This is a genomic window from Azospirillum oleiclasticum (assembly GCF_013423485.1).
Classification (GTDB): Bacteria; Pseudomonadota; Alphaproteobacteria; order Azospirillales; family Azospirillaceae; genus Azospirillum; species Azospirillum oleiclasticum.
This window is the reverse complement of record NZ_JABFFR010000050.1, coordinates 1-26,463: the sequence shown is the minus strand read 5'-3', so window position 1 is coordinate 26,463 and position 26,463 is coordinate 1. Positions and strand designations below refer to the sequence as shown.

At 68.0% G+C, this 26,463-nt stretch carries 27 protein-coding genes and 1 tRNA gene; 5 read left to right on the top strand and 23 right to left on the bottom strand.

From position 1 onward, the window contains the following. Positions 1–5 precede the first annotated feature (5 nt). The 8 genes from HL658_RS32700 to HL658_RS32665 all read right to left on the bottom strand — a co-directional run bounded on the left by HL658_RS32700 (position 6) and on the right by HL658_RS32665 (position 8,762). On the bottom strand, positions 6–1,187 hold the full coding sequence (locus HL658_RS32700) for an acetyl-CoA C-acyltransferase family protein (protein WP_180286503.1): 1,182 nt from the start codon (positions 1,185–1,187) through the stop codon (positions 6–8). Positions 1,188–1,247: 60 nt separating this feature from the next. Continuing rightward, complete coding sequence (locus HL658_RS32695) at positions 1,248–3,065, bottom strand: AMP-dependent synthetase/ligase (protein ID WP_180286504.1); 1,818 nt, start codon at positions 3,063–3,065, stop codon at positions 1,248–1,250. After that, on the bottom strand, positions 3,062–3,865 hold the full coding sequence (locus HL658_RS32690) for an ABC transporter ATP-binding protein (RefSeq protein WP_180286505.1): 804 nt from the start codon (positions 3,863–3,865) through the stop codon (positions 3,062–3,064). Before HL658_RS32690 ends, HL658_RS32695 begins: the two co-directional genes overlap by 4 nt. A gap of 125 nt (positions 3,866–3,990) precedes the next feature. Next, entirely contained in the window at positions 3,991–5,175 is a 1,185-nt protein-coding gene (locus tag HL658_RS32685) for an ABC transporter substrate-binding protein (RefSeq protein WP_211109911.1), read from the bottom strand. A gap of 28 nt (positions 5,176–5,203) precedes the next feature. Continuing rightward, complete coding sequence (locus HL658_RS32680; RefSeq protein ID WP_180286506.1) at positions 5,204–6,247, bottom strand: branched-chain amino acid ABC transporter permease; 1,044 nt, start codon at positions 6,245–6,247, stop codon at positions 5,204–5,206. Positions 6,248–6,251: 4 nt separating this feature from the next. After that, positions 6,252–7,136, bottom strand: coding sequence for a branched-chain amino acid ABC transporter permease (locus HL658_RS32675; RefSeq protein ID WP_180286507.1), 885 nt, complete (start codon positions 7,134–7,136; stop codon positions 6,252–6,254). After that, on the bottom strand, positions 7,136–7,987 hold the full coding sequence (locus HL658_RS32670) for an ABC transporter ATP-binding protein (protein ID WP_180286508.1): 852 nt from the start codon (positions 7,985–7,987) through the stop codon (positions 7,136–7,138). The genes HL658_RS32675 and HL658_RS32670 overlap by 1 nt, the downstream gene beginning before the upstream one ends. Next, positions 7,977–8,762, bottom strand: coding sequence for an enoyl-CoA hydratase-related protein (locus HL658_RS32665; RefSeq protein ID WP_180286509.1), 786 nt, complete (start codon positions 8,760–8,762; stop codon positions 7,977–7,979). Before HL658_RS32665 ends, HL658_RS32670 begins: the two co-directional genes overlap by 11 nt. Positions 8,763–8,918: 156 nt before the next feature. Here HL658_RS32665 and HL658_RS32660 point away from each other — a divergent pair, with 156 nt between their 5' ends. Beyond that, complete coding sequence (locus HL658_RS32660; RefSeq protein WP_180286510.1) at positions 8,919–9,536, top strand: TetR/AcrR family transcriptional regulator; 618 nt, start codon at positions 8,919–8,921, stop codon at positions 9,534–9,536. Positions 9,537–9,570: 34 nt separating this feature from the next. On the opposite strand, the gene HL658_RS32655 is transcribed toward HL658_RS32660, so the two are convergent. The 6 genes from HL658_RS32655 to HL658_RS32630 all read right to left on the bottom strand — a co-directional run bounded on the left by HL658_RS32655 (position 9,571) and on the right by HL658_RS32630 (position 16,335). After that, the gene (locus tag HL658_RS32655) at positions 9,571–9,855 is read right to left on the bottom strand and encodes a DUF2934 domain-containing protein (protein ID WP_180286511.1); all 285 of its coding nucleotides are present in this window, start codon (positions 9,853–9,855) and stop codon (positions 9,571–9,573) included. Between the two features lie 11 nt (positions 9,856–9,866). After that, positions 9,867–10,298 (bottom strand): CBS domain-containing protein, encoded by a 432-nt coding sequence (locus tag HL658_RS32650; RefSeq protein WP_180286512.1) that lies wholly within the window; start codon positions 10,296–10,298, stop codon positions 9,867–9,869. Positions 10,299–10,353: 55 nt separating this feature from the next. Further along, a complete protein-coding gene (locus tag HL658_RS32645) occupies positions 10,354–11,907 on the bottom strand; it encodes a SpoVR family protein (protein WP_180286513.1) in 1,554 nt (517 codons plus the stop codon). A gap of 14 nt (positions 11,908–11,921) precedes the next feature. Next, complete coding sequence (locus HL658_RS32640) at positions 11,922–13,211, bottom strand: YeaH/YhbH family protein (protein WP_180286533.1); 1,290 nt, start codon at positions 13,209–13,211, stop codon at positions 11,922–11,924. 57 nt (positions 13,212–13,268) lie between these two features. After that, positions 13,269–15,215 (bottom strand): PrkA family serine protein kinase, encoded by a 1,947-nt coding sequence (locus HL658_RS32635; protein WP_180286514.1) that lies wholly within the window; start codon positions 15,213–15,215, stop codon positions 13,269–13,271. 730 nt (positions 15,216–15,945) lie between these two features. Next, the gene (locus tag HL658_RS32630) at positions 15,946–16,335 is read right to left on the bottom strand and encodes a response regulator (protein WP_180286515.1); all 390 of its coding nucleotides are present in this window, start codon (positions 16,333–16,335) and stop codon (positions 15,946–15,948) included. 223 nt (positions 16,336–16,558) lie between these two features. Here HL658_RS32630 and HL658_RS32625 point away from each other — a divergent pair, with 223 nt between their 5' ends. Then, complete coding sequence (locus tag HL658_RS32625) at positions 16,559–17,407, top strand: DUF4743 domain-containing protein (RefSeq protein WP_180286516.1); 849 nt, start codon at positions 16,559–16,561, stop codon at positions 17,405–17,407. Positions 17,408–17,423: 16 nt separating this feature from the next. On the opposite strand, the gene HL658_RS32620 is transcribed toward HL658_RS32625, so the two are convergent. From HL658_RS32620 to HL658_RS32610, 3 genes are all read right to left on the bottom strand, one after another. Next, on the bottom strand, positions 17,424–17,801 hold the full coding sequence (locus tag HL658_RS32620) for a response regulator (protein WP_180286517.1): 378 nt from the start codon (positions 17,799–17,801) through the stop codon (positions 17,424–17,426). Between the two features lie 265 nt (positions 17,802–18,066). Next, complete coding sequence (gene gluQRS / locus HL658_RS32615) at positions 18,067–18,969, bottom strand: tRNA glutamyl-Q(34) synthetase GluQRS (RefSeq protein WP_180286518.1); 903 nt, start codon at positions 18,967–18,969, stop codon at positions 18,067–18,069. Positions 18,970–19,047: 78 nt separating this feature from the next. Beyond that, a complete protein-coding gene (locus HL658_RS32610) occupies positions 19,048–19,215 on the bottom strand; it encodes a hypothetical protein (RefSeq protein WP_180286519.1) in 168 nt (55 codons plus the stop codon). A 131-nt stretch (positions 19,216–19,346) separates the two neighbouring features. Between HL658_RS32610 and HL658_RS32605 the strand changes: the two genes are divergently transcribed. Both HL658_RS32605 and HL658_RS32600 read left to right on the top strand, forming a co-directional pair. Further along, entirely contained in the window at positions 19,347–20,006 is a 660-nt protein-coding gene (locus tag HL658_RS32605; protein WP_180286520.1) for an alpha/beta hydrolase, read from the top strand. A gap of 157 nt (positions 20,007–20,163) precedes the next feature. Further along, positions 20,164–20,727 (top strand): HNH endonuclease, encoded by a 564-nt coding sequence (locus tag HL658_RS32600; RefSeq protein ID WP_180286521.1) that lies wholly within the window; start codon positions 20,164–20,166, stop codon positions 20,725–20,727. Between the two features lie 7 nt (positions 20,728–20,734). Here the strand turns inward: HL658_RS32600 and HL658_RS32595 are convergent, their stop codons facing one another. Both HL658_RS32595 and HL658_RS32590 read right to left on the bottom strand, forming a co-directional pair. Next, positions 20,735–21,355 carry a demethoxyubiquinone hydroxylase family protein gene (locus tag HL658_RS32595; RefSeq protein ID WP_180286522.1) on the bottom strand — a complete coding sequence of 207 codons (621 nt, stop codon included), beginning with the start codon at positions 21,353–21,355 and terminating at the stop codon, positions 20,735–20,737. Beyond that, entirely contained in the window at positions 21,352–21,861 is a 510-nt protein-coding gene (locus HL658_RS32590; protein WP_180286523.1) for a disulfide bond formation protein B, read from the bottom strand. The genes HL658_RS32595 and HL658_RS32590 overlap by 4 nt, the downstream gene beginning before the upstream one ends. 110 nt (positions 21,862–21,971) lie before the next feature. Here HL658_RS32590 and HL658_RS32585 point away from each other — a divergent pair. Further along, a tRNA-Leu gene (locus HL658_RS32585) sits at positions 21,972–22,058 on the top strand. Between the two features lie 176 nt (positions 22,059–22,234). Here HL658_RS32585 and HL658_RS32580 read toward each other — a convergent pair. The 4 genes from HL658_RS32580 to HL658_RS32565 all read right to left on the bottom strand — a co-directional run. Next, positions 22,235–23,806, bottom strand: coding sequence for a DUF927 domain-containing protein (locus HL658_RS32580; RefSeq protein ID WP_180286524.1), 1,572 nt, complete (start codon positions 23,804–23,806; stop codon positions 22,235–22,237). A gap of 556 nt (positions 23,807–24,362) precedes the next feature. Continuing rightward, complete coding sequence (locus HL658_RS32575; protein ID WP_246338155.1) at positions 24,363–24,986, bottom strand: class I SAM-dependent methyltransferase; 624 nt, start codon at positions 24,984–24,986, stop codon at positions 24,363–24,365. Positions 24,987–25,140: 154 nt separating this feature from the next. Next, on the bottom strand, positions 25,141–26,073 hold the full coding sequence (locus tag HL658_RS32570) for an electron transfer flavoprotein subunit alpha/FixB family protein (protein ID WP_180286526.1): 933 nt from the start codon (positions 26,071–26,073) through the stop codon (positions 25,141–25,143). A 2-nt stretch (positions 26,074–26,075) separates the two neighbouring features. After that, the coding region (locus tag HL658_RS32565) for an electron transfer flavoprotein subunit beta/FixA family protein (protein WP_180287707.1) at positions 26,076–26,463 on the bottom strand (388 nt) is incomplete at its 5' end.

The following is a 26,463-nucleotide window of genomic DNA, read 5'->3' as shown; positions in this document are numbered from 1 at the left end:
CAGCTTCAGATCCGCTCGAACACGGCGGCGATGCCCTGGCCGCCACCGATGCACATGGTGACGAGCGCGTAGCGGCCGCCGGTGCGGTGCAGCTCGTGGATGGCCTTGATGGTGATGATGGCGCCGGTCGCCCCCACCGGGTGGCCGAGCGAAATCCCGGAGCCGTTGGGGTTCACCTTCGCCGGGTCGAGCCCCAGCTCGCGGGTCACGGCGCAGGCCTGGGCCGCGAAGGCCTCGTTGGATTCGATCACGTCGAGGTCGGCGACCGACAGGCCGGTGCGCTCCAGCACCTTGCGGCTGGCCGGGATCGGGCCGATGCCCATCACCTCCGGCTCGACGCCCGCGTGGGCGTAGCCGACGAGGCGGGCCAGCGGCTTCAAGCCCAAGGCGTCGGCCCGCGCGGCGTCGGCCAGCACCACCGCCGCCGCCCCGTCGTTGATGCCGGACGCGTTGCCGGCGGTCACCGTGCCGTCCTTCTTGAACACCGGCTTCATCTTCGCCAGCCCCTCGGGCGTGACGTCGGCGCGGACATGCTCGTCGGTGTCGAACGTGACGGGGCCCTTGCGGCTGGGGATCACCAACGGGACGATCTGGTCCTTGAAGCGCCCTCCGGCGATGGCGCGGGCGGCGCGGCGCTGGCTTTCCAGCGCCAGCGCGTCCTGCGCCTCGCGGTCGATGCCGTAGCGGGCGGCGACGTTCTCCGCCGTGATGCCCATGTGCACCTTGTGCCAGGGATCGTGCAGGATGCCGACCATGTAGTCGACCAGCGCGCCGTCGCCCATCCGGGCGCCCCAGCGCATGGCCGGCGCGATGAAGGGGCCGCGGCTCATCGCCTCCGCACCGCCGCCGATCGCCACGTCCGCGTCGCCCAGCAGGATCGACTGCGCCGCCGAGACGATGGCCTGGAGACCGGAACCGCAGAGCCGGTTGACGTTCATGGCCGGCACCTCTTTGGGGATGCCGGCGTCGATCGCCGCCACGCGGCTGAGATAGGCGTCGTTGGTCTCGGTCGGGATGACGTTGCCCATCACCACATGCCCCACCGCGTCGGCCGGAGCACCCGAACGCTCCAGCGCCGCCTTGACCGCCGTCGTGGCGAGGCTGGTGAGGGGCACGTCCTTCAGCGCGCCGCCGAAGGTGCCGATGGCGGTGCGGGCGGTGCCAACGATGACGATGTCGCGGGACATGCGGGGTCTCCAGGGGGGTGGGGTTGGTCATGGAAAGCCCTCTCCCCGGTGGGGAGAGGGTCAGTACAGCGCCTCGATCTCGGCGGCGTATTTCGTCTGGATGTTGGAGCGGCGGACCTTCATCGTCGCCGTCACCTCGTCGTCGTCGTGGTCCAGCTCCTTGGTCAGCAAGTGGAACTTGCGGATGTGGGAGACCGGGGCCAGGCCGGCGTTGGCCTCGTCGATCTCGCGCTGGACCAGCTCGCGCACGGCGGGGTGTTCGGCCAGGCTGCGGAAATGGGTGTAGGGGATGCCCTGCTCCTCCGCCCACTGGCCCACCGTCTCCCCGTCGATCTGGATGAGGGCGGAGACGTAGCGGCGGGATTCGCCGATGACGATGCATTCCTTGATGTAGGGGCTGGACTTCGCCGCGTTCTCGATCTCCGACGGGCTGAGGTTCTTGCCGCCCGCGGTGATCATGATGTCCTTCAGCCGGTCCACCACGCGGAACTGCCCGTCCACCAGCTCCACCACGTCGCCGGTGTGCAGCCAGCCGTCGCGGATGCTCTGGGCCGTCGCCTCCGGGTTCTTGTAATAGCCGGCGAAGACGGCGCCGGAGCGGATCAGCAGTTCGCCATGCTCGCCCACCCGCGCGTCGGCACCCAGGATGGCGGGGCCGACGCAGCCAGGCACGCGCTGGGACAGATACTGCCCCGTCACCATGCCCGAGGTCTCGGTGAGGCCGTAGACCTCCACCAGCGGCACGCCCAGCGTTCGGAAGAAACGCACGATGCGCGGCGAGATGGGGGCGGCCCCGGTCATCACCACACGGGCATTGCGCAGACCGATGTAGTTCTGGAGCGCGCGGAACACCAGCCAGTACCAGAACCCGAAGGTCAGGCGGGCCGCGAGGGGCCGTTTCGCCGGCTCCGTCTCCGCCCACGGCTCGCACGCCGCCATGGCGCGCTCGAACAGGCGGCGTCGCAGGCCCCCGGCCTCCCCGATCTTGATGGCGATGGCGGAGTGCAGCTTTTCCCAGATGCGCGGCACGCCGAGGAAGACGCTGGGCGCCACCTCCCGCAGATCCTCCTGCACCGTGCGGATGGACTCGCCGAAATTGACGGTGGAGCCGAGATAGATCGGCGCGAAGTTGGTCAGCATCTGCTCCGCCACATGGCAGAGCGGCAGATAGGACAGGTGCGTGCTGTCCGCCGTCATCCCCAGCCGCTCGATCAGGCCGGGGGCGACCGCCCGGATGTTGACGTAGCTGAGCATCGCCCCCTTGGGCTTGCCGGTGGAGCCCGAGGTGTAGATCATCAGCGCGATGTCATCGAGCCGCTGGATGTCGATCAGCGCGTCGGCGCGGCCCGGCTCCCGCGCGTGCAGCTCCGCCCCCAGCCGCTCCACCGCCTCGAAGCCGATGACGCGGTCGGGGCTGGTGCGGCGCAGCCCGTCCATGTCCATGACGATGATGCGCTTGAGGCGGGGAAGCTGGTCCCAGCACTCCAGCACCTTGTCGGCCTGCTCCTGGTCCTCGCAGACCACGAACTCCGCGTCGGCGTGGCCCAGCACATAGGCCACCTCGTTCGCCGGGCTGGTGGAGTAGACGCCGATGGCGACCGCCCGCACGATGCCGCAGCCGAGCTGCGCGAACACCCATTCCTGCCGGTTCTCGGCGAGGATGCCGACATGCCCCGGCTCCGACAGGCCGAGCGCCAGCAGCCCCAGCCCGAAGTCGCGGGCGCGCTCGAAGTAACGGCCCCAGGTGACGGGGTTCCAGATGCCGAACTCCTTCTGGCGCAGGGCGACGCGGCCGGGCTGCCGGCGCGCCTGCTCGCGCAGCATCTGGGGAAGGGTGAGTTCGGGAAGCCCGTGTTCGTGGATCGTCGGTGCGGTCATGACAGCCACCGTTTGCGGCGCTTGTAGTGTTTGATGTCGCGGTAGCTCCTGGCCCCGCCCTCCCCGCCCAGGCCCAGGTAGAACTCGCGCACGTCCTGGTCGCGGGTCAGCCGCTCGACCGGACCGTCGATGACGATGCGGCCGGATTCCATGATGTAGCCGTAGTTGGCGACGGCGAAGGCGATGGCGGCGTTCTGCTCCACCAGCAGCATGGAGACGCGCTGCTCGGCGTTGATGCGGGCGATGATGGTGAAGATCTCCTCCACCAGCTTGGGCGACAGGCCCAGCGACGGCTCGTCCAGCAGGATGAGCTGCGGCTCCGCCACCAGCGCGCGGCCGATGGCCAGCATCTGCTGCTCGCCACCCGACAGGTAGCCGGCGCGCACGCCGCGGCGGGTGTGCAGGTTGGGGAAATACTCGTAGACCAGATCGAAGCGGGCGGCGGCGGAACCGGTGCGGGCGTAGGTGGCGGCGACGAGGTTCTCGTCCACCGTCAGATCCTCGAAGATGCGGCGGCCCTCCATCACATGGAAAAGGCCGGAACGCACCAGCTCGTGCGGGCGCAGGGTCGACACGTCGGTGCCGGCGAAGCGGATGGAGCCGGCGCTGACCGCCCCGTTCTCCAGCGACAACAGGTTGGAGACGGCCTTCAGCGTGGTGGACTTGCCCGCCCCGTTGGAGCCGAGCAGGGCCACGATCTCCCCCTTCGGCACCGCCAGCGACAGGCCGCGCAGCACCTGGATGGTCTTCTTGTAGATGACCTCGATGTTGGTGACCTCGAGGATCGGGGCCGCGGTCATGGGCGGGGTGGCTCCGGGGGTGGGGTGGGGAGTGGTCGAGGTGAGCCCCCACCAAGCCCTCCCCCGTCGCAAGATGGGGGAGGGTCGGGGTGGGGGCGCAGCGCGTAAACGTGGAACGCCCGCGATCACGCCTCCAGCTTGATCCAGTCCGAGGCCGGGACCATCAGCTTCTTCTGAACGTCGGCGCGGTAGATGCGCCCCACCGGGATGCTGTTGCCGGGGATGGAGATCGGCACGCCGATGATGCCGCCGGTGTCGAAATCCTTGATGGAGTTCAGCGACGCCTTCAGCGTCTTGCCGTTCAGATCCTGGCCGGATTCCAGCGTGCGCTTGACCGCCTCGGTCATCAGCATGGCGGTCAGGAAGCCCTGCATGTAGGCGGTGGACTGGTATTCGGGCCGCATCTGGCGGATCTTCGCCAGCATCGGCGCGTTGCCCTCCGTGTCGTAGTAGTAGCGGTAGGGCATGACACCCATGAAGCCGTCGGCCAGATCGCCCATCTTCTGGACCATGGAGTTGTCCATGCTCCAGAAGGTGCCCATGAAGCGGCTGGTCATGCCCATCTGCTTGGCCTGGGCGATGAACTCCGGGATCGGGGCCATCACGTAGCCGTGGAAGATGGTGAAGTCGGGTGCGGCGCGGCGCAGCTTCAGCACCTCGGTGGAGATGTCGACGCTGCCGGGCGGGGTGACGATCTTCTCCACCACCTTCAGCCCCTGCTCGACCGCCTTCTTCTCGGACGTGGCGATGGGGTCGCGGCCGAACTCGGTGTCGGAATGGACGAAGGCGACCTTCGCCCCCGGCTTCTCCTTCGCGATGTAGCGCAGCAGGATGCCGACCATCTCGGTGTAGTCGGGACCGGCCATGAATTGCAGCGGGAACTTCTTCGGGTCGTTGAGTTCCGACGCGAAGGACGCACCGGCCATGATCATGCCGCCGTTGCGCTCCAGCTCCGGGTTGATGGTCTTGGAGAAGCCGGTGCTGTCGCCGTAGTAGAGGGTCGGCTTCTCCTGCGCCACCAGCTTGTTGAAGACGGCGACGGAGGCATCGACCTTGTAGGCGGTGTCCTCGAAGGCGAAGCGCAGCTTGCGGCCTTTGATGCCGCCGGCGTCGTTGACGATCTTCACATAGTCGGAAATGCCGGCGTGGATGCCGATGCCGGCGAAGGCGAAGACCCCGGTCATCGGGATCGAGCCGCCGAGCACGATGTCGGCCCCCTGCGCCCAGGCCCCGCCGCCGAACGGCAGCGCCGCCGCCGCCCCGGCCCCCAGCGCCAGACCCCCGAATCCCCGCCGCGTCATGGTGAGCATAGCCGTTCCTCCCCTGTCGTTTGTATGGTCACGTCTTGAAAGGCCAGAGATGGAAGAAGCGCCGGGTGCGCCGCCACATCTCGGCGAGACCCTGCGGCTCGAAGATCAGGAAGCCAACGATCATCGCGCCGAACACCACCGTGCGCACCGGCGACAGATGCACCGCCGCGTCCGGCCAGACCGGGGTGACGAAGCCGACCAGCAGCTTCAGGAACTCCGGCACCAGCGTCATGAAGACGGCACCCAGGATGCCGCCGAGGATGGTCCCCATGCCGCCGACGATGATCGCCGCCAAGAGGAAGATGGACAGCAGCAGCGGAAAGCTCTCCGGCGTCACCACCCGGAAGAAATAGGCCCACAGACCCCCGGCCACCCCGGCGTAGAAGGACGCCAGCGCGAAGCTGGTCAGCTTCGTGCGCAAGAGCGGGATGCCCAGCACCTCGGCCGAGATGTCGCGGTCGCGCACGGCGATGAAGGCCCGCCCCACCCGCGTGCGGAACAGGTTGGCCGCCCCCAGCAGAAGCAGCACCGTGATCGGCATGATCAGCCAGTAGAGCTTGAAGGGCGTGTCGAGCGCCATGCCGAAGAACGCGGCCGGCGGCACGTTGATGCCCGACACACCGCGCGTCACCGACGTCCAGTTGGCGAAGACGAAATGCAGGATGAAGGAGGCGGCGATGGTGGCGATGGCGAGGTACAGCCCCTTCACCCGCAGGCTGGGCAGCCCAAAGACCATCCCCACCCCGGCGGCGACGAGGCCGCCACCCAAGAGGTTGAGCAGCACCGGCGTGCCCAGCCGCGCCTCCATGACGGCGACGGTGTAGGCCCCCACCCCCATGAAGGCGGCCTGCCCCAGGCTGACCAGACCGGTGTAGCCGGTGAGGATGTTGAGCCCGGTGACGCTGATCACGTTGATCGCCGCCAGCCCGGCCAGGAACAGCCAGTACTGGTCGGCCAGGAAGGGGAAGAGGGCGAGCGCCGCCAGCAGGATCGCGAACCACACCCGCTGCACGGCGGTGTCGAACAGCGCCTCGTCGGCGGCGTAGGTCTCCTTGGCGGTGGCGATGCGCATGGCCTCAGAGCCTCTCGATCTCGCGGGTGCCGAACAGGCCGTAGGGGTGCACCATCAGCACCGCCACCAGCAGGGAGAAGGTCGCCAGCAGCTTGAACTCGCCGCCCAGATAGGCCCCGGCGAGTGCTTCGACCAGACCGACCAGCAGCCCGGCCACCAGCGCGCCCGGCACGCTGTCCAGCCCGCCGACGATCACCACCACCAGCACCGACAGCCCGAACACCCCCATGGTTGAGCTGATGCCGCCGATGGAACCCACCAGGATGCCGGCCCCCGCCGCCACCATGCAGGCGACGATCCAGGCCAGCGAGAAGACGCCCGGCACGTTGATGCCCACCGAATAGGCCGCCGCCTGATCGCTGGCCGTGGCGCGCAGCGCCACCCCGCCGCGCCAGAAGCGGAACAGCAGCACGAAGACGGCGATCACCGCCGCGGCGACCATGAAGCCGTAGCCGATCTTGGGCGCCAGGAAGGCATCGCCGATCAGGATCGGCGTGTTGGGCATGAACTCCGGCAGGCGGTGCGGGTCGGCGGTCCAGATCAGCTCGACCACCCCCACCAGCATGCTGCCCAGCCCCACCGTGACCATGAAGACGGAGATCGGGCTTTCCCCCAGCATCGGGCGGATGATGGTGCGCTCGACCACCGCGCCGAAGACGCCCGCCACCGCCAGCGCCCCCAGCGCCGCCACCCACCAGGGCAGCGCCCAGCCGGCGGCCAGCCCGAAGAAGGCGTAGGCGCCCAGCATCAGGATCTCGCCGATGGCGAGGTTCACTACGCGGGTGGCCTTGTAGATGATGACGAAGGCCAGCGCGGTCAGCGCGTAGAGCCCGCCGGTGCCGAGCCCGGCCAGGCTGACCTCCGCCAGCAGCAGCCAGTCCATCTCCATCACGCCACCTCCCGCGTCTCGGGAAGGCGGGTCTCGGCGGCGACGCGGCGACGCAGGTCGGCGACGTCACCGGTGCCGAGATAGGCGGCGGCGACCTCCGGGTTGGCCTGAACCTCCCGCGGGGTGCCCTGGGCGATCATCTGCCCGAAGTTGAGCACGACCACATGGTCGGAGATGTCCATCACCATGCCCATGTCGTGCTCGACCATCAGCACCGGCACGCCCCATTCCTCGCGCACGTCGAGGATGAAGCGGGCCATGTCCTCCGTCTCCTCGCGGTTCATGCCGGCGACCGGCTCGTCCAGCATCAGCAGCCGCGGCCGCATGGCGAGCGCGCGGGCCAACTCCACCCGCTTCTGCAGGCCGTAGGGCAAGGAGGCGACCGGCGCCTTGCGGATGTGGTCGATCTCCAGGAAGTCGATGATGCGCTCCTCGACCTCGCGGCGCAGTTCCACCTCCTCCCGCCGGGCGCGGCCAAAATAGAACAGCGCGTCGAGCAGCCCGGTCTTCATGTGGGCGTGGCGGCCGAGCTTGATGTTGTCGAGCACCGTCATGCCGCGGAACAGCGCGATGTTCTGGAAGCTGCGGGCGAGGCCGAGCTTCGCGCGCTCCGGCGGGTGCAGGTGGTCGATGGGCTTGCCGTCCACCCGCACCGTGCCGGTGGACTTGTAGAAGCCCGAGATGCTGTTGAAGAGCGAGGTCTTGCCGGCCCCGTTGGGGCCGATGACCGAGGTGATGGAGCCCGGCTGCACCGCGAAGCTTACCCCGTTCAGCGCGCGGATGCCGCCGAAGGACAGGGAGAGGTTCTCGACCTCCAGGACCGGGGTGGCGGGTGCGGCGTCAGCGCCCATGGAAGTCCGCCCGCCGCTTGCCGAAGAAGGCCTCGATCCCCTCCTTGAAATCCTCCGTCCCGGCGGACGCGCAGAAGGCGTCGGCTTCCGCCGCGAGCTGGCTTTCCAGCCCGCTGGTCCAGGATTGCCGCAGCAGCCGGCGGATGCCGGCGTAGGCGCGGGTGGGACCGGCGGCCAGACGGGCGGCCAGCGCCGCCGTCTCCTCCGCCAACGCCGCCGCCGGCACCACCCGGTTGACGAGGCCGAGGCGCAGCGCGTCCGACGCGTCGATGGTGTCGGCCAGTAGCGCGATCTCCATCGCCCGGCGCAGCCCGACCAGCCGCGGCAGGTTGTAGGTGCTGGAGCCGTCCGGCGTGGTGCCGATGCGGGCGTAGGCCAGCGTGAACTTGGCATCGTCGGCGGCGATGCAGAGGTCGGTTGCCATGGCGACGCTCATCCCCGCCCCGGCCACCGGTCCATGGACCGAGGCGATCACCGGCGCCTCCAGCCGGTCGAGGATCATCAGCCCCTCGTGCAGGGCCTCGATGATGGTGCGGGCGATGTCCGCCGCCCCGTCGGCGCGGAAGCGGGCGAGGTCGCCGCCGGCCATGAAGCCGCGCCCGTTGCCGGCGATCACCAGCACCCGCGTGCCGTCCTCCGCCACCGCGCGGCAGGCGTCGCGGAAGGCCGCCGCGGTGGGTTCGTCGAGCGCGTTGAGGACGGAGGGCCGGTTGAAGCGGATCGTCGAAACCGCGCCGTCGCGCGACAACAGGACCGGTGCGGTCGGCTCGCCCACGAACTCCTCCCCGATTGCTTTCTTATGGGCCGTCCCGGCGTTTACTGCCGGGAAGCCATGTTACCGGGGAGTAGGATAACGGTTTCAATTCGCGCCGTCAATGGTATGATGAACGAACAATATGCCGCACCGCGCGGCGGGGGAAGAGGACGGACCATGACGGATTCGCCGTGGAAGGCCGCCGGCGACCGGCAGAGCGAGCGGGAGGCGAAGCGCATCGCCGTTCTGACGGTGGCGGCGCAGGCGTTCAACGAGACCGGCTACCACGCCACCTCGCTGGACGACATCGCCCGCCGCCTCAACGTCAGCAAGCCGACCATCTACTATTACGTGAAGAACAAGGAGGAGATCCTGTTCGAGTGCGCCCGCATGGGCCTCGAACTCATGGAGGAGGCGGCGAACGAGGTCATCGGCTCCGGCGGGTCCGTCTATGACGAGCTGATCGCCGTCATGCACAAATACGCGGAGATCGTGACGATGGACTTCGGCATGTGCCTGATCCGTGTCGGCGAGGAACCGCTGAACGCGGAAAGCCGGCGCACGCTGCGCACGCTGAAGCGCGGCATCGACGCCAAGTTCCGCAGCCTGATCCAGCGCGGAATCGAGGCGGGGGAGATCGTGCCCTGCGACGCCAAGGTCGCCGCCTTCATGCTGGCGGGCGCGCTGAGCTGGATCGCCCGCTGGTACCGCCCCGACGGCCCCCTCACCCCGCAACAGATCGCCGATCAGCACATCGCGCTGATCATGAGCGGCCTGCGGGTGCGGGGAGGCTGAGGCCGGGGCCGTACCGGCGCTTCCGTCGGTCCGGTCAGGGCGTCGAGGCCGTCCCGGCGTCGGCCTTGCGCTGCTCCCGGTCCATGTCGCGGAAGCGTTCTGCCGCCTCGTGCAGGCTGTCCTGGCTGGCGTTGCCAGGCACCGGGATGCCGGCGTCCGGGCCCGGGGCGCTGTCGGCGGCGCTGTCCGCGGCGGACGAGGCGCCCTCCCCGTCCAGCTCACGCCGTGCCTGGTGCCAATGCTCCTCGTGCCGGCCGTCGGGGCGGCCTTCGCTTTCCCACAGCTCGTAGGCGCGGTCGCGGATTCGGGTGTCGTCCATGGCGGCGGTCCTCACCGGTCGGGTTGCGAAGGTTGGGAGATTTCGTCGAGCGCCGTGTGCACCGCGGCGTCATCCTTGGCGTCGGTCGCCAGATCGCCCAGCGCCACGATGCCGACCAGGCGCTTCTGCCCGTCGATCACCGGCAGGCGCCGGATCTGCCGGTCACCCATCACGCGGGTGACCTCGATCATGGGGTCGTCCTCGTAGCAGACGGTCGGCGCGTCGGTCATGACCGACGAGACCGTCGCGTCGTCGGGCCCCAGCCCGACTGACGTGGCGCGCACGGTGATGTCGCGGTCGGTCACCATACCGACCAGCCGCTCCCCGTCGCACACCGGCAGCGAGCCGATGTTCAGCTCGTCCATCAGCGCCGCGGCGCGCCGGATGGTGTCGTTCGGCGACACCACCTGCACGTCGCGGGTCATCAGATCGCGGACCTTCATGCGTCGCTCCTGTCATTCCCTGGCGGATCAACAGGGCGCAGGGCGCGACGTTGCGTCAGGTCAGCGCGGCGCTCGGGGCGGTGACGGCGTGCTCCTTCAGCACCGCCTCCGACACCGAGGACACCTCGACCAGCTGCACCTCGTAGCCCCAGAGGTTGGCGATGTGGCGGAGCACCGCCTTGGCATCGGCCTCGTCCAGCAGCACGCCGTTGGTGACGCGGTGGTTGAGGATCAGCTTGCGGTCGCCGGCGAGGTCGACGTCCACGACCTGGATGTCCGGCTCCAGATAGCCGAGGTCGTACTGGCGGGCCAGCATGCGGCGGATCTGCCGGTAGCCGCGCTCGTTGTGGATGGTGTCCACCAGCAGATACGGGTCCTCGCTGTCGTCGCGCACCGAGAACAGCTTCAGTTTGCGGATCAGGTGCGGGCTGAGGTACTGGAGCACAAAGCTCTCGTCGCGGTAGTTGGCCCACGCCTCGCGCAGCGCCCCCATCCCGTCGCCGCGACCGGCGATGTCGGGGAACCACTGGCGGTCCTCGTCGGTCGGGTTCTCGCAGATGCGCTGGATGTCCTGCATCATCGCGAAGCCCAGTGCGTAGGGGTTGATGCCCGAGAAGCGCGGGTCGTCGAATTCCGGCTGGAACACCACCGAGGTGTGCGAATGCAGGAACTCCAGCATCGCCCCCTCGTCGATCATCCCCTTCTCGTGCAGACGGTTCATGATCGTGTAGTGGGTGTAGGTGGCGCAGCCCTCGTTCATCAGCTTGGTTTGCTTCTGAGGGTAGAAATACTGCGCGATGTGGCGGACGATGCGGAGAAGCTCGCGCTGCCAGTGCTCCAGCCGCGGCGCCTTCTTCTCCAGGAAATACAGCAGGTTCTCCTCGGGCAGGCCGAGCAGCTTGCGCCGTTCCGACGCGCTGCGCGAGCCCTGGCGTGATCCCGTCGGCTTGGGCACCGTGCGCCACAGGTCGTTGAAGGTCTGCTCCTGGTACTCCTGGCGCTCACGCTCCCGCTTCTGCTCCAGCCGAAGGTCGAGCGGGCGCTTCTTGGGGTATTTGTGCACGCCCTGGTTCATGATGGCGTGGGCGGCGTCCAGCACCCGCTCCACCGCCGGCAGGCCGTAGCGGTCCTCGCACTGCGAGATGAAGCTCTTGGCGAACTCCAGATAGTCGAGGATGCCCTCCGCGTCCGTCCATTGCAGGAAGAGCTGGTTGTTCTTGAAGAAATGATTGTGCCCGAATGCGGCGTGGGCGATCACCAGCGTCTGCATCGTCATGGTGTTCTCTTCCATGATGTAGCTGATGCAGGGGCTGGAATTGATGACGATCTCGTAGGCGAGGCCGCGCAGGCCCTTGCGGTAGAGCATCTCGTCGCGCGCGAAATGCTTGCCGAAGGACCAGTGCTTGTACATCAACGGCATGCCGATCGAGGAGTAGGCATCGAGCATCTGCTCGGCGGTGATCACCTCGATCTGGTTGGGGTAGGTGCTGAGCCCCATCTCCTTCGACGCGATGGTGTCGATCGCGTCGTAGACGCGCTTGATCTTGTCGTAATCCCAGTCGGCACCCTGATACAGCAGGCCCTCGGGCTTGGCGATGACGGTGGTCATGGGCGTCGCCCTCCTCAGGCGCCGGCCTTTTCGCGGGCGAAAAGGTCGCGGAATACGGGGAAGATTTCGCGGCGCGAGCGGACGCGGCGCATGGCGAGCGGCAGGTCGGGCCGCTGCACCAGCTTGTAGGTGCGCCACAGCTCGGTCTCGCGGCCCAGCGCCGACAACCCCATGTTGTGCTCGGCCGCCACCTCGATGTAGGCGAAATACTGGCAGAGCGGCAGGATCTGGTCGCGCAGCAGGGCGGCCGAGCGGGCGTTGTCCGACGACATGTTGTCGCCGTCCGACGCCTGGGCCGCGTAGATGTTCCACTCGTTGTCGGGGTAGCGCTCGGCGACGATGCGCTTCATCTCCTCCAGCGCCGTCGACACCACGGTGCCGCCGGTCTCGGTGGAATAGAAGAACGTCTCCTCGTCCACCTCCTTGGCCTCGTGGGTGTGGCGGATGAAGACGATGTCGACCGACCGGTAGCGCCGCTTCAGGAACAGGTAGAGCAGCATGAAGAAGCGCTTGGCGAGGTCCTTCATGTGCTCGGTCATCGAGCCCGACACGTCCATCAGGCAGAACATCACCGCCTGGGCGATCGGCTTCGGCACCGTCTCGAAGCGGTTGTAGCGGACGTCGATCGGGTCGATGAAGGGGATGCGCCGGGCGCGGAAGACGTGGCGTTCCAGCGCGTGGCGCAGCTCCTGCAACCGGTCCGGATCCGCCCCGCTCTCCTCCAGCGCGGCGATCTCCTCCTCCAGCTCCGTCATCTCCGACGCCTTCGGCCGCTTCAGCGCGATGCGGCGCGACAGGCTGTTGCGCATGGTGCGCACGAGGTTGAGATTGGCGGGCGATCCCGACACCGAATAGCCGGCCCGCGTCAGCGAGTGGGATTCCGACTGCTTGACCTTCTGCTTCACCAGATCGGGCAGTTCGAGGTCTTCCAGGAAGATGTCCAGGAACTCCTCGCGGGAGAGGACGAAGCGGAAATCATCCTCCCCGTCGCCATCCGGGCTGCCCTCGTTGCCGCGCCCGCCGCCCTGCTCGGGCCGCGGGATGGTGTCGCCTTCCACATACTGCTTGTTGCCGGGCACGACATAGTCGCGCACGCCGCCCGAGCCGGCCCGGTGCAGCGAGGGCTCCCGCACGCCGCCGGTGGAGATGCTGATCTTGTCGCCGCTCTCGATGTCCTGGATGCCGCGCTTGCCGGACGCTTCGCGCACCGCCTTGACGACCTGCTCCTTCGCACGGCGAAGGAAGCGCTGGCGGTTGGCCAGGCTCTTGCCCTGCGGGTTCAGGCGGCGGTCGATGATGTTCATCAATGGGGAGCCCTCACCATCATCCATTCAGCTCTTCGACCGGGGAAGAGGCCGGCGTCAGCCGGCCTGCTTCACCCGCATGTACCACTCGACCAGCCGCCGCACCTGCCGCTCCGTGTAGCCGCGGGTCATCATGCGGACCACGAACTCGGTGTGCTTCTTCTCCGTGTCGCTGTCCTTCTTGGACCCGAAGGAGATGACCGGCAGCAGATCCTCGACCTGCGAGAACATACGCTTCTCGATGACCTCGCGGATCTTCTCGTAGCTGGTCCAGGACGGGTTGCGGCCGTTGTTGGCGGCGCGGGACCTGAGCGCGAACTTGACCACCTCGTTGCGGAAGTCCTTGGGGTTGGCGATGCCCGCGGGCTTCTCGATCTTGGTCAGCTCCTGGTTCAGCAGCTCCCGGTTCATCAGCTGGCCGGTGTCCGGATCCTTGAAGTCCTGGTCCTCGATCCACGCGTCGGCGTAATCGACATAGCGGTCGAACAGGTTCTGGCCGTAATCGTGATAGGATTCCAGATACGCCTTCTGGATCTCGTTGCCGATGAACTCCGCATAGCGCGGCGCCAGCTCGGCCTTGATGAACTCCATGTAGCGCTTTTCGATCTCGTCGGGGAACTGCTCCCGGCGGATCGACTGTTCCAGGATGTACATCAAATGGACCGGATCGGCGGAGATCTCGGTCGAGTCATAGTTGAAGGTGGCGGCCAGGACCTTGAAGGCGAAGCGGGTGGAGATGCCGTCCATCCCCTCGTCGACGCCGGCCTGGTCCTTGTACTCCTGCATCGACTTGGCCTTGGGGTCGGTCTCCTTGACGCTCTCGCCGTCATAGACCCGCAGCTTGGAATAGATGCTGGAGTTCGGATGCTCGCGCATGCGCGACAGGACGGAGAAACGCGCCAGCATCTGCAGGGTGGACGGCGCGCAGGGCGCCTGCGACAGGTCGGAGCCCTGGATCAGCTTCTCGTAGATGCGCTGCTCCTCGGTCACCCGCAGGCAGTAGGGCACCTTGATCACGCAGATGCGGTCGATGAAGGCTTCGTTGTTCTTGTTGTTCTTGAAGGTCTGCCACTCCGCCTCGTTGGAGTGGGCGAGGATGATGCCCTGGTAGGGGATGGCGCCGATGTTCTCCGAGCCGACATAGTTCCCCTCCTGCGTGGCGGTCAGGAGCGGGTGGAGCATCTTGATGGGCGCCTTGAACATCTCCACGAATTCCATGATGCCCTGGGTGGCCCGGTTCAGGCCGCCGGAGAAGCTGTAGGCATCCGGATCGTTCTGGCTGAAGATCTCCAGCTTGCGGATATCGACCTTGCCGACGAGCGAGGAAATGTCCTGGTTGTTCTCGTCGCCCGGCTCGGTCTTGGTCACGCAGATCTGGCGCAGCTTGCTGGGGTGCACCTTGACCACGCGGAAGCGCGAGATGTCGCCGCCGAACTCGTCCAGACGCTTCACCGCCCACGGGCTCATCAGACCGGTCAGACGGCGGCGCGGGATGCCGTAGCGCTCCTCCAGCAGTTCGCCCATCTCGTCCGGGTTGAACAGGCCCAGCGGGCTCTCGAAGAGCGGGCTGACCTCCTTGCCGGCCTTCAGCACATAGACCGGGCATTTCTCCATCAACGTCTTCAACCGTTCGGCGAGCGAGGACTTGCCGCCGCCGACCGGACCCAGCAGGTAAAGGATCTGCTTGCGCTCCTCCAGACCCTGGGCGGCGTGACGGAAGAAGCCGACGATCCGCTCGATCGTCTCCTCCATCCCGTAGAAGTCGGCGAAGGCCGGATAGACCTTCATGGTGCGGTTCATGAAGATCCGGCCGAGCCGCGGGTCCTTGGAGGTGTCCACCACTTCCGGCTCGCCGATCGCCGCCAGGATGCGCTCGGGTGCCGACGCGTACATCATCGGATCGTCACGGCAGGCCTGGAGGTATTCGGTGAGGGACATCTCCACCTCGCGGCGGCCCTCGTAGGTTTGTGCGTATCGTGCGAACAGTTCGTCGGCCGGGAACATTCGTTGCTCCGTGTGTCTGAACACTAGGGATGGCGGTTCCGCTGCGGCCTCGATGCGGCGCAGGCGGAGCGCGTTCGAACATCCGGAAGGCGTGTCAGGAGCCGATGCCCCGCAGCACCCCCGCTCACCGTTGAAGCCCAATCTTTTTCGCGGTTGCCACTCAAATGCCGGAAACCCGCAGTGCCACCGATTCTGAATGTAAGGCGCGCCGTAGGGCTTTCCAGCGACGATTGATGGATAGTCCGGGAGTCCATGGCGCCGGCCGGGACTGGACGGACGGGCCGGGGCCGGCCGGAACCGGACCGGTCTGGATGGTGTCGGGTTGTCGGTGGCGTCGGTGTAGGGCCGTGCTTGGCGGCGGCGGAACCGGGGTCCCGAAGCCGCGCCGTGGGGACAAGCTCGGCGCCATGAATCACGCCATCATCCTCCAGAGCTTCGATGCGTCGATATCCGACGCAACACGACCAGAGTAGCCGTTCGGCCGTCCAACAAAAGTTAAAAATGCAGCGCCCGCCTTTATCGGCATCACAGTTCCTCAAATAACACACGCGCCGGACCGCCCGATCCAGTCTCCCGAAGAGGGGGACGGCGGGGTATCACGGCATGACAATATGGCGAAAACCGGGATTTCCGGGCGAGTCCGTACGCTCCGGCGTGGTTGTCCAGACGTTGCGCTCGGCGTTGTGACAACCTCCGGGACAGGATAACCACCCTTGCCGGCCGGAAGCGATCAGCCGAGGCAGCGGCCGAGCGTGTCGCGCAATGCGTCCGGCGTCACCGGCTTGACGATGAAGATGTCGGCGCCGAGGTCGCGGGCCTCGGCCATGCGGCCCTCGTCCGCACGGTTGGTCATGAACACGACCGGCAGCGACCGCAACGGCTCCGCTCCACCGCGCAGGCCGCGCAGGAAACCCAACCCGTCCAGCGGCTTCATCTCCACGTCGCAGAGCACGACGTCGGGCGCATGCTCCCGCACCGCGGCCAGCCCCGCTTCCCCGTCGCCCGCCTGATGGACGGCCTTGAAGCCCAGGCCGCCCAGCATCCGCGCCAGGACCATCCGGGTGAAGGTCTCATCCTCGATGACAAGCACGGAAAAGTTGCCGAACGCGCTGGCCGACATGGGGTCCTCCGGAGGGCGCCGCCGTCCCTGATGTCCGATGGCCCTGTTTACGCTGGCCACAGGCCGGAGCGCAACCGCGCTCGCTCGGGCCCCCCGGGAACCACCCGGTACGCAAGAACCAGCTCCCGACCAGCGCCCGGCCGGGGGTCACGCGACGCCGCTGTTGCACCGGTCGGCGCATCCGTGTGTTGCGCCGGCCGGCGCATGGGTCTACACGGACGGCATGGCCTTCCTCGACCACATCCGGGCGTGCAACCGTCACGACCTGTCCGGCTTCCGTCCCTTCGACGTCGATGGCTTGCGGGTCGGCTGGATCCGTCACGCGCTGGCCAAGGCGCTGCCGTCGGTCGATCCCGCCTTCCTGGTGACGCCGGAGCGGGTGACGCTGGCCCCGGAGCTGCGCGATTTCGAGGCGCGTTCGGCCGCCATGGCGCACGCGGCGCTCTATCTGGCCGAATCCGGTGCCATTCCCGGCCTCCGGGGCGAGCACTACCCGGTGCTGCCGCGCTGGGGGGCGGAGCCGCTGATGCGGGTCGATCGCGCGGCGGTGGTGCATTTCGGCATCGCCGCCTATGGGCTGCACGTCAACGGCTTCGTCCGGCAGCCGGACGGGGGCGTCTCGCTGTGGGTGGCGCGGCGGGCGCGCGACCGGCTGGTGTCGCCCGGCAAGCTCGACAACCTGGTCGCCGGCGGCCAGCCCATCGGCCTGACCCTGGCCGAGAACCTGGTGAAGGAGGCGGCGGAGGAGGCGGGGATCGCCGCCGATCTGGCGCGCCGCGCCGCGCCCGTGGGGGCGGTCACCTACCTGAGGGAATCGCGCGAGGGGCTGAAGCCCGACACGCTCTTCCTCTACGACCTGGAACTCGATCCCGGATTCGAGCCGCGCAACACCGACGGCGAGGTGGAGGCGTTCGAGCTGTGGCCGCTCGACCGCGTCGCGGCCAGCGTGCGCGACGGCGACGACTGGAAGTTCAACGTCAACCTCGTGGTCATCGACTTCCTGGTGCGTCACGGCTGGCTGACACCGGACGATCCCGATTACCTGGAGATCGTCGCCGGTTTGCGGCGCTGAACGGCCGGCCCCCCGGTCAGTGGCGCAGCAGGACGAGCTGGTTGTTCAACTCTCCAATGGTGATCGGCTTGTGCAGCAGGGTGAAGCCGCTGCGCCGCGCCTCCTTCAACCGGTCGGGGCTGGTGTCCCCGGTCAGCAGCATGGCGGGCACCGCCCGCCCGACCATGGCGTGGACGGCACGGATGGCCTCGGCCCCCGTCCGGCCGTCGCGCAGCCGGTAGTCGGCGACGATCACGTCGGGGCAGGTCCGGCGCGCCGCCAGACGGCGCATCGCCTCGTCCGCCGAGGCGGCGGCGACCACCTCCCACCCCAGCTGTTCCAGCACCAGGGTCAGGCCATACAGGACCGTCGGCTCGTCATCGATCACCAGGGCCACGTCGGACCGTCCATCCATGGACGTGGTCCCACCATCGGTGCGTGACGACCGTTCGTCAACGGGATGATCGTTCTGCACCAGCATCGTCGGGGCTCCTCTTCGGCAAAGGCCCGTGTCTCTCGGGCCTCGTCCCAACAATGGAAATTATGCGCACACGCTTCCGGAATCGAGTCCGGTTAAATGGAGATTGCGGAAGACGCCCTTCGTCATAGCGGACATATCGTCGCGCCGAGCGGCCTATGACCTTGAATTTTCATTCCAGAAATCAGATTACATGTCTCTATTATTTTATTACTTTTCCCTGGACAACCAGATCCGATCCCTTCCGTCCATCAGGAAAGCCGGCGAGAGAGCGCACCGCGGCGGGTTCATACCCGGCGGCCCGCAGGTCGCGCAGGCCAATCGCCCGGTCGCGCTTCGACAGGCGCTCGCCCCGGTCGTTGGTCAGAAGACGATGGTGGTGCCATTCGGGCACGCGCAGACCCAGCAGCGCCTGCAGCAGCCGATGAAGATGGGTGGCGAAGAACAGATCCTCGCCGCGCGTCACAAGCGTCACGCCCTGGATGTGGTCGTCCACGGTGACGGCCAGGTGGTAGCTGGTCGGCGTGTCCTTGCGCGCCAGAACCACGTCGCCCAGGATTCCGGGTGTGGCGTCCTGCCAGCCATGGGCACGGTCGTGCCAGCGCAGCGGCCCGGCGATGGCCATGGCGCTCGCCACGTCCAGCCGCAGCGCGTGTGGAACGTCGGCGGCCAGCCGCGCCACCCGCTCCGCCGGATCGAGGCCGCGGCAGGTGCCGGGGTAGAGCGGCCCGTCCGGACCATGCGGGGCATGGCCGGCGCGCGCGATCTCCGCGGCGATGTCCTTGCGGGAGCAGAAGCAGGGGTAGATGACGCCGAGGCCGGCGAGACGGTCGAGCGCCGCCCGGTGGTCGGCGGGATGGTCGGACTGGCGCCGCACCGGCCCGTCCCAGGTCAGGCCCAGCCAGGACAGATCGTCGATCAGGTCGCGCTCATACTCCCGCCGGCAGCGCTGGGGGTCGATGTCCTCGATGCGCAGCAGGAAGTGCCCTCCCACCTCCCGCGCGGCGTGCCACCCGAACAGGGCGGAATGCGCGTGGCCGAGATGCAGGTGCCCGGTCGGGCTGGGGGCGAAGCGGGTGACGGTGGGGGAGGCGGCGGTGTCCATCCCCCTGTCTAACCGAAATCACCCGCCAGCGGCGACCTCTCGTCGCCGCTGGCGGCAGGGTGGTCAGACGTCGGGCGGTCAGAGGTAGGGGCTGTCCTTGATCGGCTCGATCGCCATCACATCGCCCTCCAGATAGAGCGCCAGACGGCGGCGGAGTTCGCGGTCGAAGGCGTCGATGCGTCGCTGCCGCTCCTCCTCCTCGCGCTTGCGGCGGTGTTGGACGAGGTCGATGATCGTGGCGCTCATGGAAGTCCCCCTTGACAGGTGACCGGATGTTGCCGCCCGCTGGTTAACAGGGTGTAACCACACGCCGCCCCCGGAGACGGCCTGCCCCTGCCCGCCACCACTTGTCACACGCCCAAGCCCAAGGAACCGCGATGACCACCCTGCCCCGCCTGACCGGCCCGTCCCTCCCGCCCGCCGCCGGTGGCCCGGCCCGCGCGCTCGTGGTGCTGCTGCATGGGGTGGGGGCGGATGGCGACGACCTGATCGAGCTGGCGCCGCACTGGGCCGACCGGCTGCCGCACGCCGCCTTCCTGTCGCCCCACGCCCCGTTTCCCTGTGACCTGGCGCCCTATGGACGGCAGTGGTTCAGCCTCCAGGACCGGTCACCGGCGGCGCTGCTGGCCGGCGCGCGGATGGCCGCGCCGATTCTGGACGACGTTCTCGACTCCGAACTGGCGGCGCGCGGGTTGGGGCCGGACCGGCTGGCGCTGGTCGGCTTCTCGCAAGGCTGCATGATGGCGCTGCATTGCGGTCTGCGCCGCGCGGTGCCGCCGGCCGCCATCGTCGGCTATTCCGGCGCGCTGGTCGGGGCCGAGCGGCTGTCCGCCGAGGCGGTGGGGCGCCCGCCGGTCCTGCTGGTGCATGGCGACCTGGACCAGGTGGTTCCCTTCGCCGCGCTGGCGCAGGCGGAGACGGCCCTGCGCGCCGCTGGCGTTCCGGTGGAGACCCACGCCTGCCCGGACCTGGACCACACCATCGATGCCGACGGGTTGGATCTGGGCGGCGCCTTCCTGGCCCGGGCGTTGGGCTGACGATCCGCCCCGCCTGTAAGACATGGTTACGGATCCGTGAAGTCTGTGGGGTGCGACGACACACGATGTTGAGTTTGCGCGCCCGATCGCTTATGTATCCTGTGCGCCCCGACCCGTTCAGGGTCGATCGAGAGGGAATCGCAGGAGGGAGTGGCCGTTGGCTCCACCACCCGATCACTGTCCGGCTCTCGTGCTGAACGCGGACTTCCGTCCGCTCAGCTATTTCCCCCTGTCGCTCTGGTCGTGGCAGGAGGCGGTGAAGGCGGTCTTCCTCGACCGGGTGAACATCATCTCCCAATACGACCGTGTCGTGCGATCGCCCAGCTTCGAGATCCGGTTGCCCAGCGTCATCTCGCTGAAGGAATACATCCCGGCGGCACGCCGCCCGGCCTTCACCCGCTTCAACGTGTTCCTGCGCGACCGCTTCGCGTGCCAGTATTGCGGTCACCCCTTCCCCACCCAGGAACTGACCTTCGACCACGTGATCCCGCGCTCACGCGGCGGGCGCACCACGTGGGAGAACGTCGTCACCTCCTGCTCGGCCTGCAATCTGCTGAAAGGAAACCGGCTGCCGCACCTGTGCGGCATGATCCCCCTCAGTCCGCCCTTCCAGCCCACCGCCTACGAACTCCAGGAAAACGGTCGAGCCTTCCCGCCAAACTTCCTTCACGAAAGTTGGCGGGATTTTCTTTATTGGGACACCGAACTGGATCCGGTGTGAGCGGGCTTCACACCCGCTCCGCCACCCAGATCACCGCGCGCGTGCCGGCGCGGATGGCCGCCGACAGCAGCGGGTAGGCGGGCGCCTTCTCCGCCTCGTTCTGCAGACCGATGTCGCGGTGCTCCAGCTCCTCCGCCTGGAACTGGCGGATGTTGGCCTTCAGCTCCTCCTCCTCCGGACCCAGCCGCTCGAGCTGCTTCTCGTAATGGCCGTCGATCACCTCCTCCACCGCCACGGTGCAGGCCATGGCGGCGCGCTCGCCCAGCAGCGCGGTGCCGGCGCCCAGCGCGAATCCGGCGACGTGCCACAAGGGCTGGAGCGCCGTGGGGCGGACCTGGCGGCGGGTCAGCTGCTCCTCGAAATAGCGCAGATGCACCGCCTCCTGGTCCGCCATGTGACGGATGGTGCGGGCGTGGCGGCCGCGGCCCATGATGGCGAGCTGCCCTTCGTAGATGCGCTTGGCGCCATATTCGCCGGCATGGTCCACCCGCACGACGCGGGCGAGATGCTCGCTGGCGGGCGGATCGCCCGGCAGCGCGCCGTGGTAGCGGCGCTGCGGGGTGGTGCCGGGCCGGTCGCTGGCGGACGGGTTCGCGGCCTTGGGGCGCAGCTCCTCGATGACGGTCATCGGACACTCCGTGTGTAGGCGACTCGCGCCGCCGCGAAGGCGAAGGCGGCCAGCGCCAGGGAGACGAGCACGTTGTAGCCGGCCATGGACACGCCGAGCAGCGACCAGGGGATTTCGTCGCAACGCACGATGGGCGCCGCCATGACCTGCGCCCGCAGCTGGTCGAGCGAGGAGGCCGGCCCCGGCACGCCGCAGCCCGACGTGCCCGCCCACCAGTGCTGCTCGACCCCCACATGGTAGCCGGCGATGCCGGCGTTGGCGAGCAGCGCCAGCCCGCTGGCGATCAGCAGCGCGTCCCCCACCCCCGGCCAGCGCCGGAACAGCAGCGTGAGCAGGGTGAAGACGACGACCCCCACATAGGGCCAGCGCTGCCAGATGCACAGCACGCAGGGCTGGTAGCCGAAGCCGTACTGGAAGACCAGCGCCGCCGCCAGCACACCGGCGCTCGCCAGCCCCAGCAGCAGCGAGGCACGGCGCGGATCGGCGAGGAAGGATTGGTTCAGCATGATCCCTGAGCTATAGCGCACCCGCGCCCCGACGGCCAGCCCGTCCGAACGACGCTCTTTGCCGTTGACCCCCGCCAAAGCCGCTGTATCATCCCGCCACCATTCCTGCTGCCCCAATGGCGGAACTGGTAGACGCGGCAGACTCAAAATCTGTTGCCCGAAAGGGCGTGCTGGTTCGATTCCGGCTTGGGGCACCAAACAATTTCAAGCACTTGGCGACCGTTTCGCCATCGGCGGGGCGCTGTGTGGACGGCGCCGAGGTAGCAAATAGGTAGCAGGACACGTGGTGCTGGATGGTAGGCCAGCGTGTTCCGCGCCAGCGGACAGCCGGCTCCAGCAAGGATCCGGCAGCCCACCAGACGCCACCATCCCGTCACTGGAGCAGCGTTGCCTTCAAGGCGTAGTAGCGCCCGCGCCCTTCGATGCCCTTGATCTGGGCCTGGAGCGTTCGGACGCCCCGTCTCTCATCCTTGATCAGGTGGCCGGATCGTTCCAACCACGCCAACACCACGTCGCGCTGCGCAGGTGGGAACCACGATTCGAAAGCCGCGGGCTTGATCAGGAAGTGTCGTCCTGCCGTTGGCGTGCCGCACGCGAAGATCTCCGCGGCCTTCGCCTGCTCGGCTGTCCACATGGTTTTGGTGCCTTGACGGAGCAAGTCGAGCACCCCTTCGCCACGTTGCAGTCGGCTGCGGAGCATCTGGATTCCCTGCTCCAGCAACTCCTGGGCATCCGGCACCAACTTCCGCGCCGCGATGTAGCACGCCTGCATCGACCGGCCGACGGTGGTCGACTTCCACGGCACGATGCCCCACCTGATCGCGAGTTTTCCCGCCGCGAAGCTCAGGGCGAATGGTCGGGCGAACCGCCGCTCCCACCCGTCCTGGGGCGCCCTGGCACCTGTCATGAAGCGCTCGACCAGCGCCTCGACCTTGCCGGGCAGCGAGAGTCGTGGTTCTCGCCGAGCCTGTTGAGGAACGCCAGGAACGCGTGCCCGTAGTGCCGTTGACACGCCGACTCGATCGCTTCCGAAGGCCGCAGGCGACGCGACGGTGTCGGGCAGCGACTCATAGATCCCCAGGCCGGGGCTTGCCAGCGCCGGAACGTCGACCAGCCGGACCAGTTCCCCCTTCAACCGGTCGACGTTGGCCTCCCTCGCCAGGGTGGAGATGGCCTTCTCGCCCGTCGAGAGAAACAGAACCCTCCACCGTGCGTCCTTCAGGTTGAAGCTGGTGCCGTAAACCGACGAGCGCAGACGGCCACGCCCGCTCGCGAGCATGTACGCGACCTCCCGCATGCGCTGGGCGACAGCGGCCGAGTTCCCCTCCGTGTTCGCCAACTCGTCGATGCACATGAGGCAGTCGTTGTGCCCCATGGCCGTCTCGGACAGCGCCGCCTTCGTGGCGTCCCAGGTCAGCAGCTCCCGCCGGTCGGGCCGCCCACTGACCGACGTCGCCGCCAGCAGGCAGGTGGTCTTCCCCTTCGAGGACGGCCCCTCCAGGTGCAAGCCGCAACTGTCGAACCTGGTGAAGCGCAGCAGGGGTGCGGCGAAGGCCAACGCGATCGAGAGCACCAGCCGTGAGGAATGCGCCGCCGGCTCCGCAACGTGGCGCTTCCAGTCACCGAGCGTACCGTTCTTGCCGAAGCACGCGACACGGCCGGCCTGCCCTCCCTGGAACAGGATCACCCGCGCCCCCTGCCGGGAAGGCAGGTTCGGGAGAACGAAGGCGTCGCCATGCCAGCCGACGCTGGCCACCACCAAGCGCTGTTCCTTCGGACTCGATCCGAGAAGATGGTTGTGGATCAGCGTGGCCACGGCACGGTCCTGTGGCAGCCTGTAGCCGGCGTTCAACAGTTCGGAGCGCCATTTGTGAGGCGCATGAAAGTCGGCCGGCGGGAGGGCGATTTCGACCTTCGCCCTCCTCGCCGGCAAAGGAAAGGACATCGAACTTACGGGTATCTCCCTCGATGGACACCCTTGCCGTGTACTCGATCCACGGCGCGATGATTTCGTACCCTCCCTTGTATCACGGGCACAGACGTTCGGGCTCAGCGTTCACTGAGCTTGAATGGACTCGGGAGAGGGGCGCCGCGTTCCCTTGAGGCGTTGGCCTCGCTTCTGAGATTGGCGCCCTCGTCCGATGCGTGGGGCTTGAACGGTATCCTGGCGGATGGGCTTGCGCCGTCGCGCCGCATTCACAAGGGTAAGGACAGGCATCGGCTTCGAGGCTCCCGGTCGCTGAGCTACGAGGTCGACACTATGAATTTCGTCGGCATCGACATCGGCGGTGTCACGCACTTTGCCGCCGCCGTGAATGACCAAGGAAGCGTCACACTGAAGGCGCGGCGCTTCGAGGAAAACGCTGACGGCCACGCCGCTCTTCTGGTCTCTCTCATACGGCGGGCGGGGCCATCCGGCCCCTTGCCTTCGCGCCCACGTGGGCGCGGGGCCGCGGTCGCGGCCCTCCAGCGACACGAGTCAAGGTTTCGTGCCGCCGGTATTATGCCGTGACGCGCGGCTGTGCCACCAAAAGCTTGACCGAATCGCCGAACACGAAGCGGCGTTCGATCAGCTCCAGGCCGGTGTGGGGGAGGACGCTCTCGTAGCTGGCGTTGTAGCGGGCGCCGAAGGCCCAGTTCAGCCAGGGGCCGACCACCCGCATCCACACCTTCGCCGCGGGGTGGCTGGATTCGGTGTAGTCGAGGATGCGGATGGTGCCCCCCGGCTTCAGGATGCGGGCCATCTCGGTCAGCGCCGGCTGGATCAGGTGCTCGGGCAGGACGCAGAAGACGAAGGTGGCGACGATGTGGTCGAAGCTGGCGTCGGGCAGGCCGGTGTCGGTCAGGTCGCGCACCTCGATCGCCACGTCCAGCCCCATCTTCGCGGCGCGCTTGCGGGCGCGGTCGAGCATGCGGGGGCTGGCGTCCACCGCGGTGACGCGGGCGCCGCGCGGGTAGAAGGGCATGTTGCAGCCGGTGCCGGCACCCGCGTCCAGAATCGCCCCGGAGGTGCCCTGGAAGGTCAGCGTCCGCAGACGGCTCTTCCACAGGACCTCGTAGCCCTTGTCGAGAAAATCGTAGAGCGGGGCGATGCGTTCGTAGGTTGCCACGTAGCCGGTCTGCATCGAGCGGTCCTCTGCCAGGGGAGGGATGGGACAAGGGGCCGCCAGGCCGCAATCGGGCCCGGGCGGCGCCATCCCTGCCATAGCAGAGCGCCGTGACAGTGGCGTGACAGCCGGAAGGAAGACCCTCTTCCCGCGGGGGGAAGAGGGTGTGCCGTCACAGCTTTTCGGTCAGCTCCGGCACCGCCTTGAAGAGGTCGGCGACGAGGCCGTAGTCGGCGACCTGGAAGATGGGCGCCTCCTCGTCCTTGTTGATGGCGACGATCACCTTGCTGTCCTTCATGCCGGCCAGATGCTGGATGGCGCCGCTGATGCCGACCGCGATGTAGAGCTCCGGCGCCACGATCTTGCCGGTCTGCCCGACCTGATAGTCGTTGGGCACGAAGCCGCTGTCCACGGCCGCACGGCTGGCGCCCACCGCGCCACCCAGCTTGTCGGCCAGCGCCTCCAGCAGGTGGAAGTTGTCGCCCGACTGCATGCCGCGGCCGCCCGACACCACCACCCGCGCCGCCGTCAGCTCCGGCCGCTCCGACTTCGACAGTTCCGCCGACACGAATTTGGACAGGCCCGGATCGCCGGCCGCCGCGACCGCTTCCACCGGCGCCGAGCCGCCCTCCGCCGGGGCCGCCTCGAAGGCCGTGGTGCGCACGGTGATCACCTTCACCCGATCGGCGCTGGTCACGGTGGCGATGGCGTTGCCGGCGTAGATCGGGCGCGTGAAGGTGTCCGGCCCTTCGACGGACAGGATGTCCGACACCTGGGCCACGTCCAGCAGGGCCGCCACCCGCGGCAGCACATTCTTGCCGGTGGCGGTCGCCGGGGCCAGGATGTGGCCGTAGCCGGGCGCCAGCGCCACGATCAGCGCCGCCAGCGGCTCCGCCAGCGCGTGCGCGTAGGCGGCGTCATCCGCCAGCAGAACCTTGGACACGCCGACGACCTTCGCCGCCGCGTCGGCGGCGGCCTGCGCACCGGACCCGGCAACGAGAACATGGACGGAGCCGCCGATCTTGCTGGCGGCGGCGACGGTGTGCAGCGTCGCGGGCTTCAGCGCCGCGCCGTCGTGCTCGGCAAGGACGAGGATGTCGGCCATGGTCAGATCACCCGCGCTTCGGTCTTCAGCTTGTCCACCAGGGTCGCCACGTCCGGCACCTTGATGCCGGCCTGCCGCTTGGGCGGCTCCGCCACCTTCACCGTGGTCAGCCGCGGCGTCACGTCCACGCCCAGCGCGTCGGGCGTCACCGTCTCCAGCGGCTTCTTTTTCGCCTTCATGATGTTGGGAAGCGACGCGTAGCGCGGCTCGTTCAGCCGCAGGTCGGCGGTCACCACAGCCGGCAGCGTCAGTTCCACCGTCTCCAGACCGCCGTCGATCTCGCGCGTCACCGCGACACTGCCCTCGCCCGGGGCCACCTTGGACGCGAAGGTCCCCTGGCCCCAGCCCAGCAGCGCCGCCAGCATCTGGCCGGTCTGGTTGCAGTCGTCG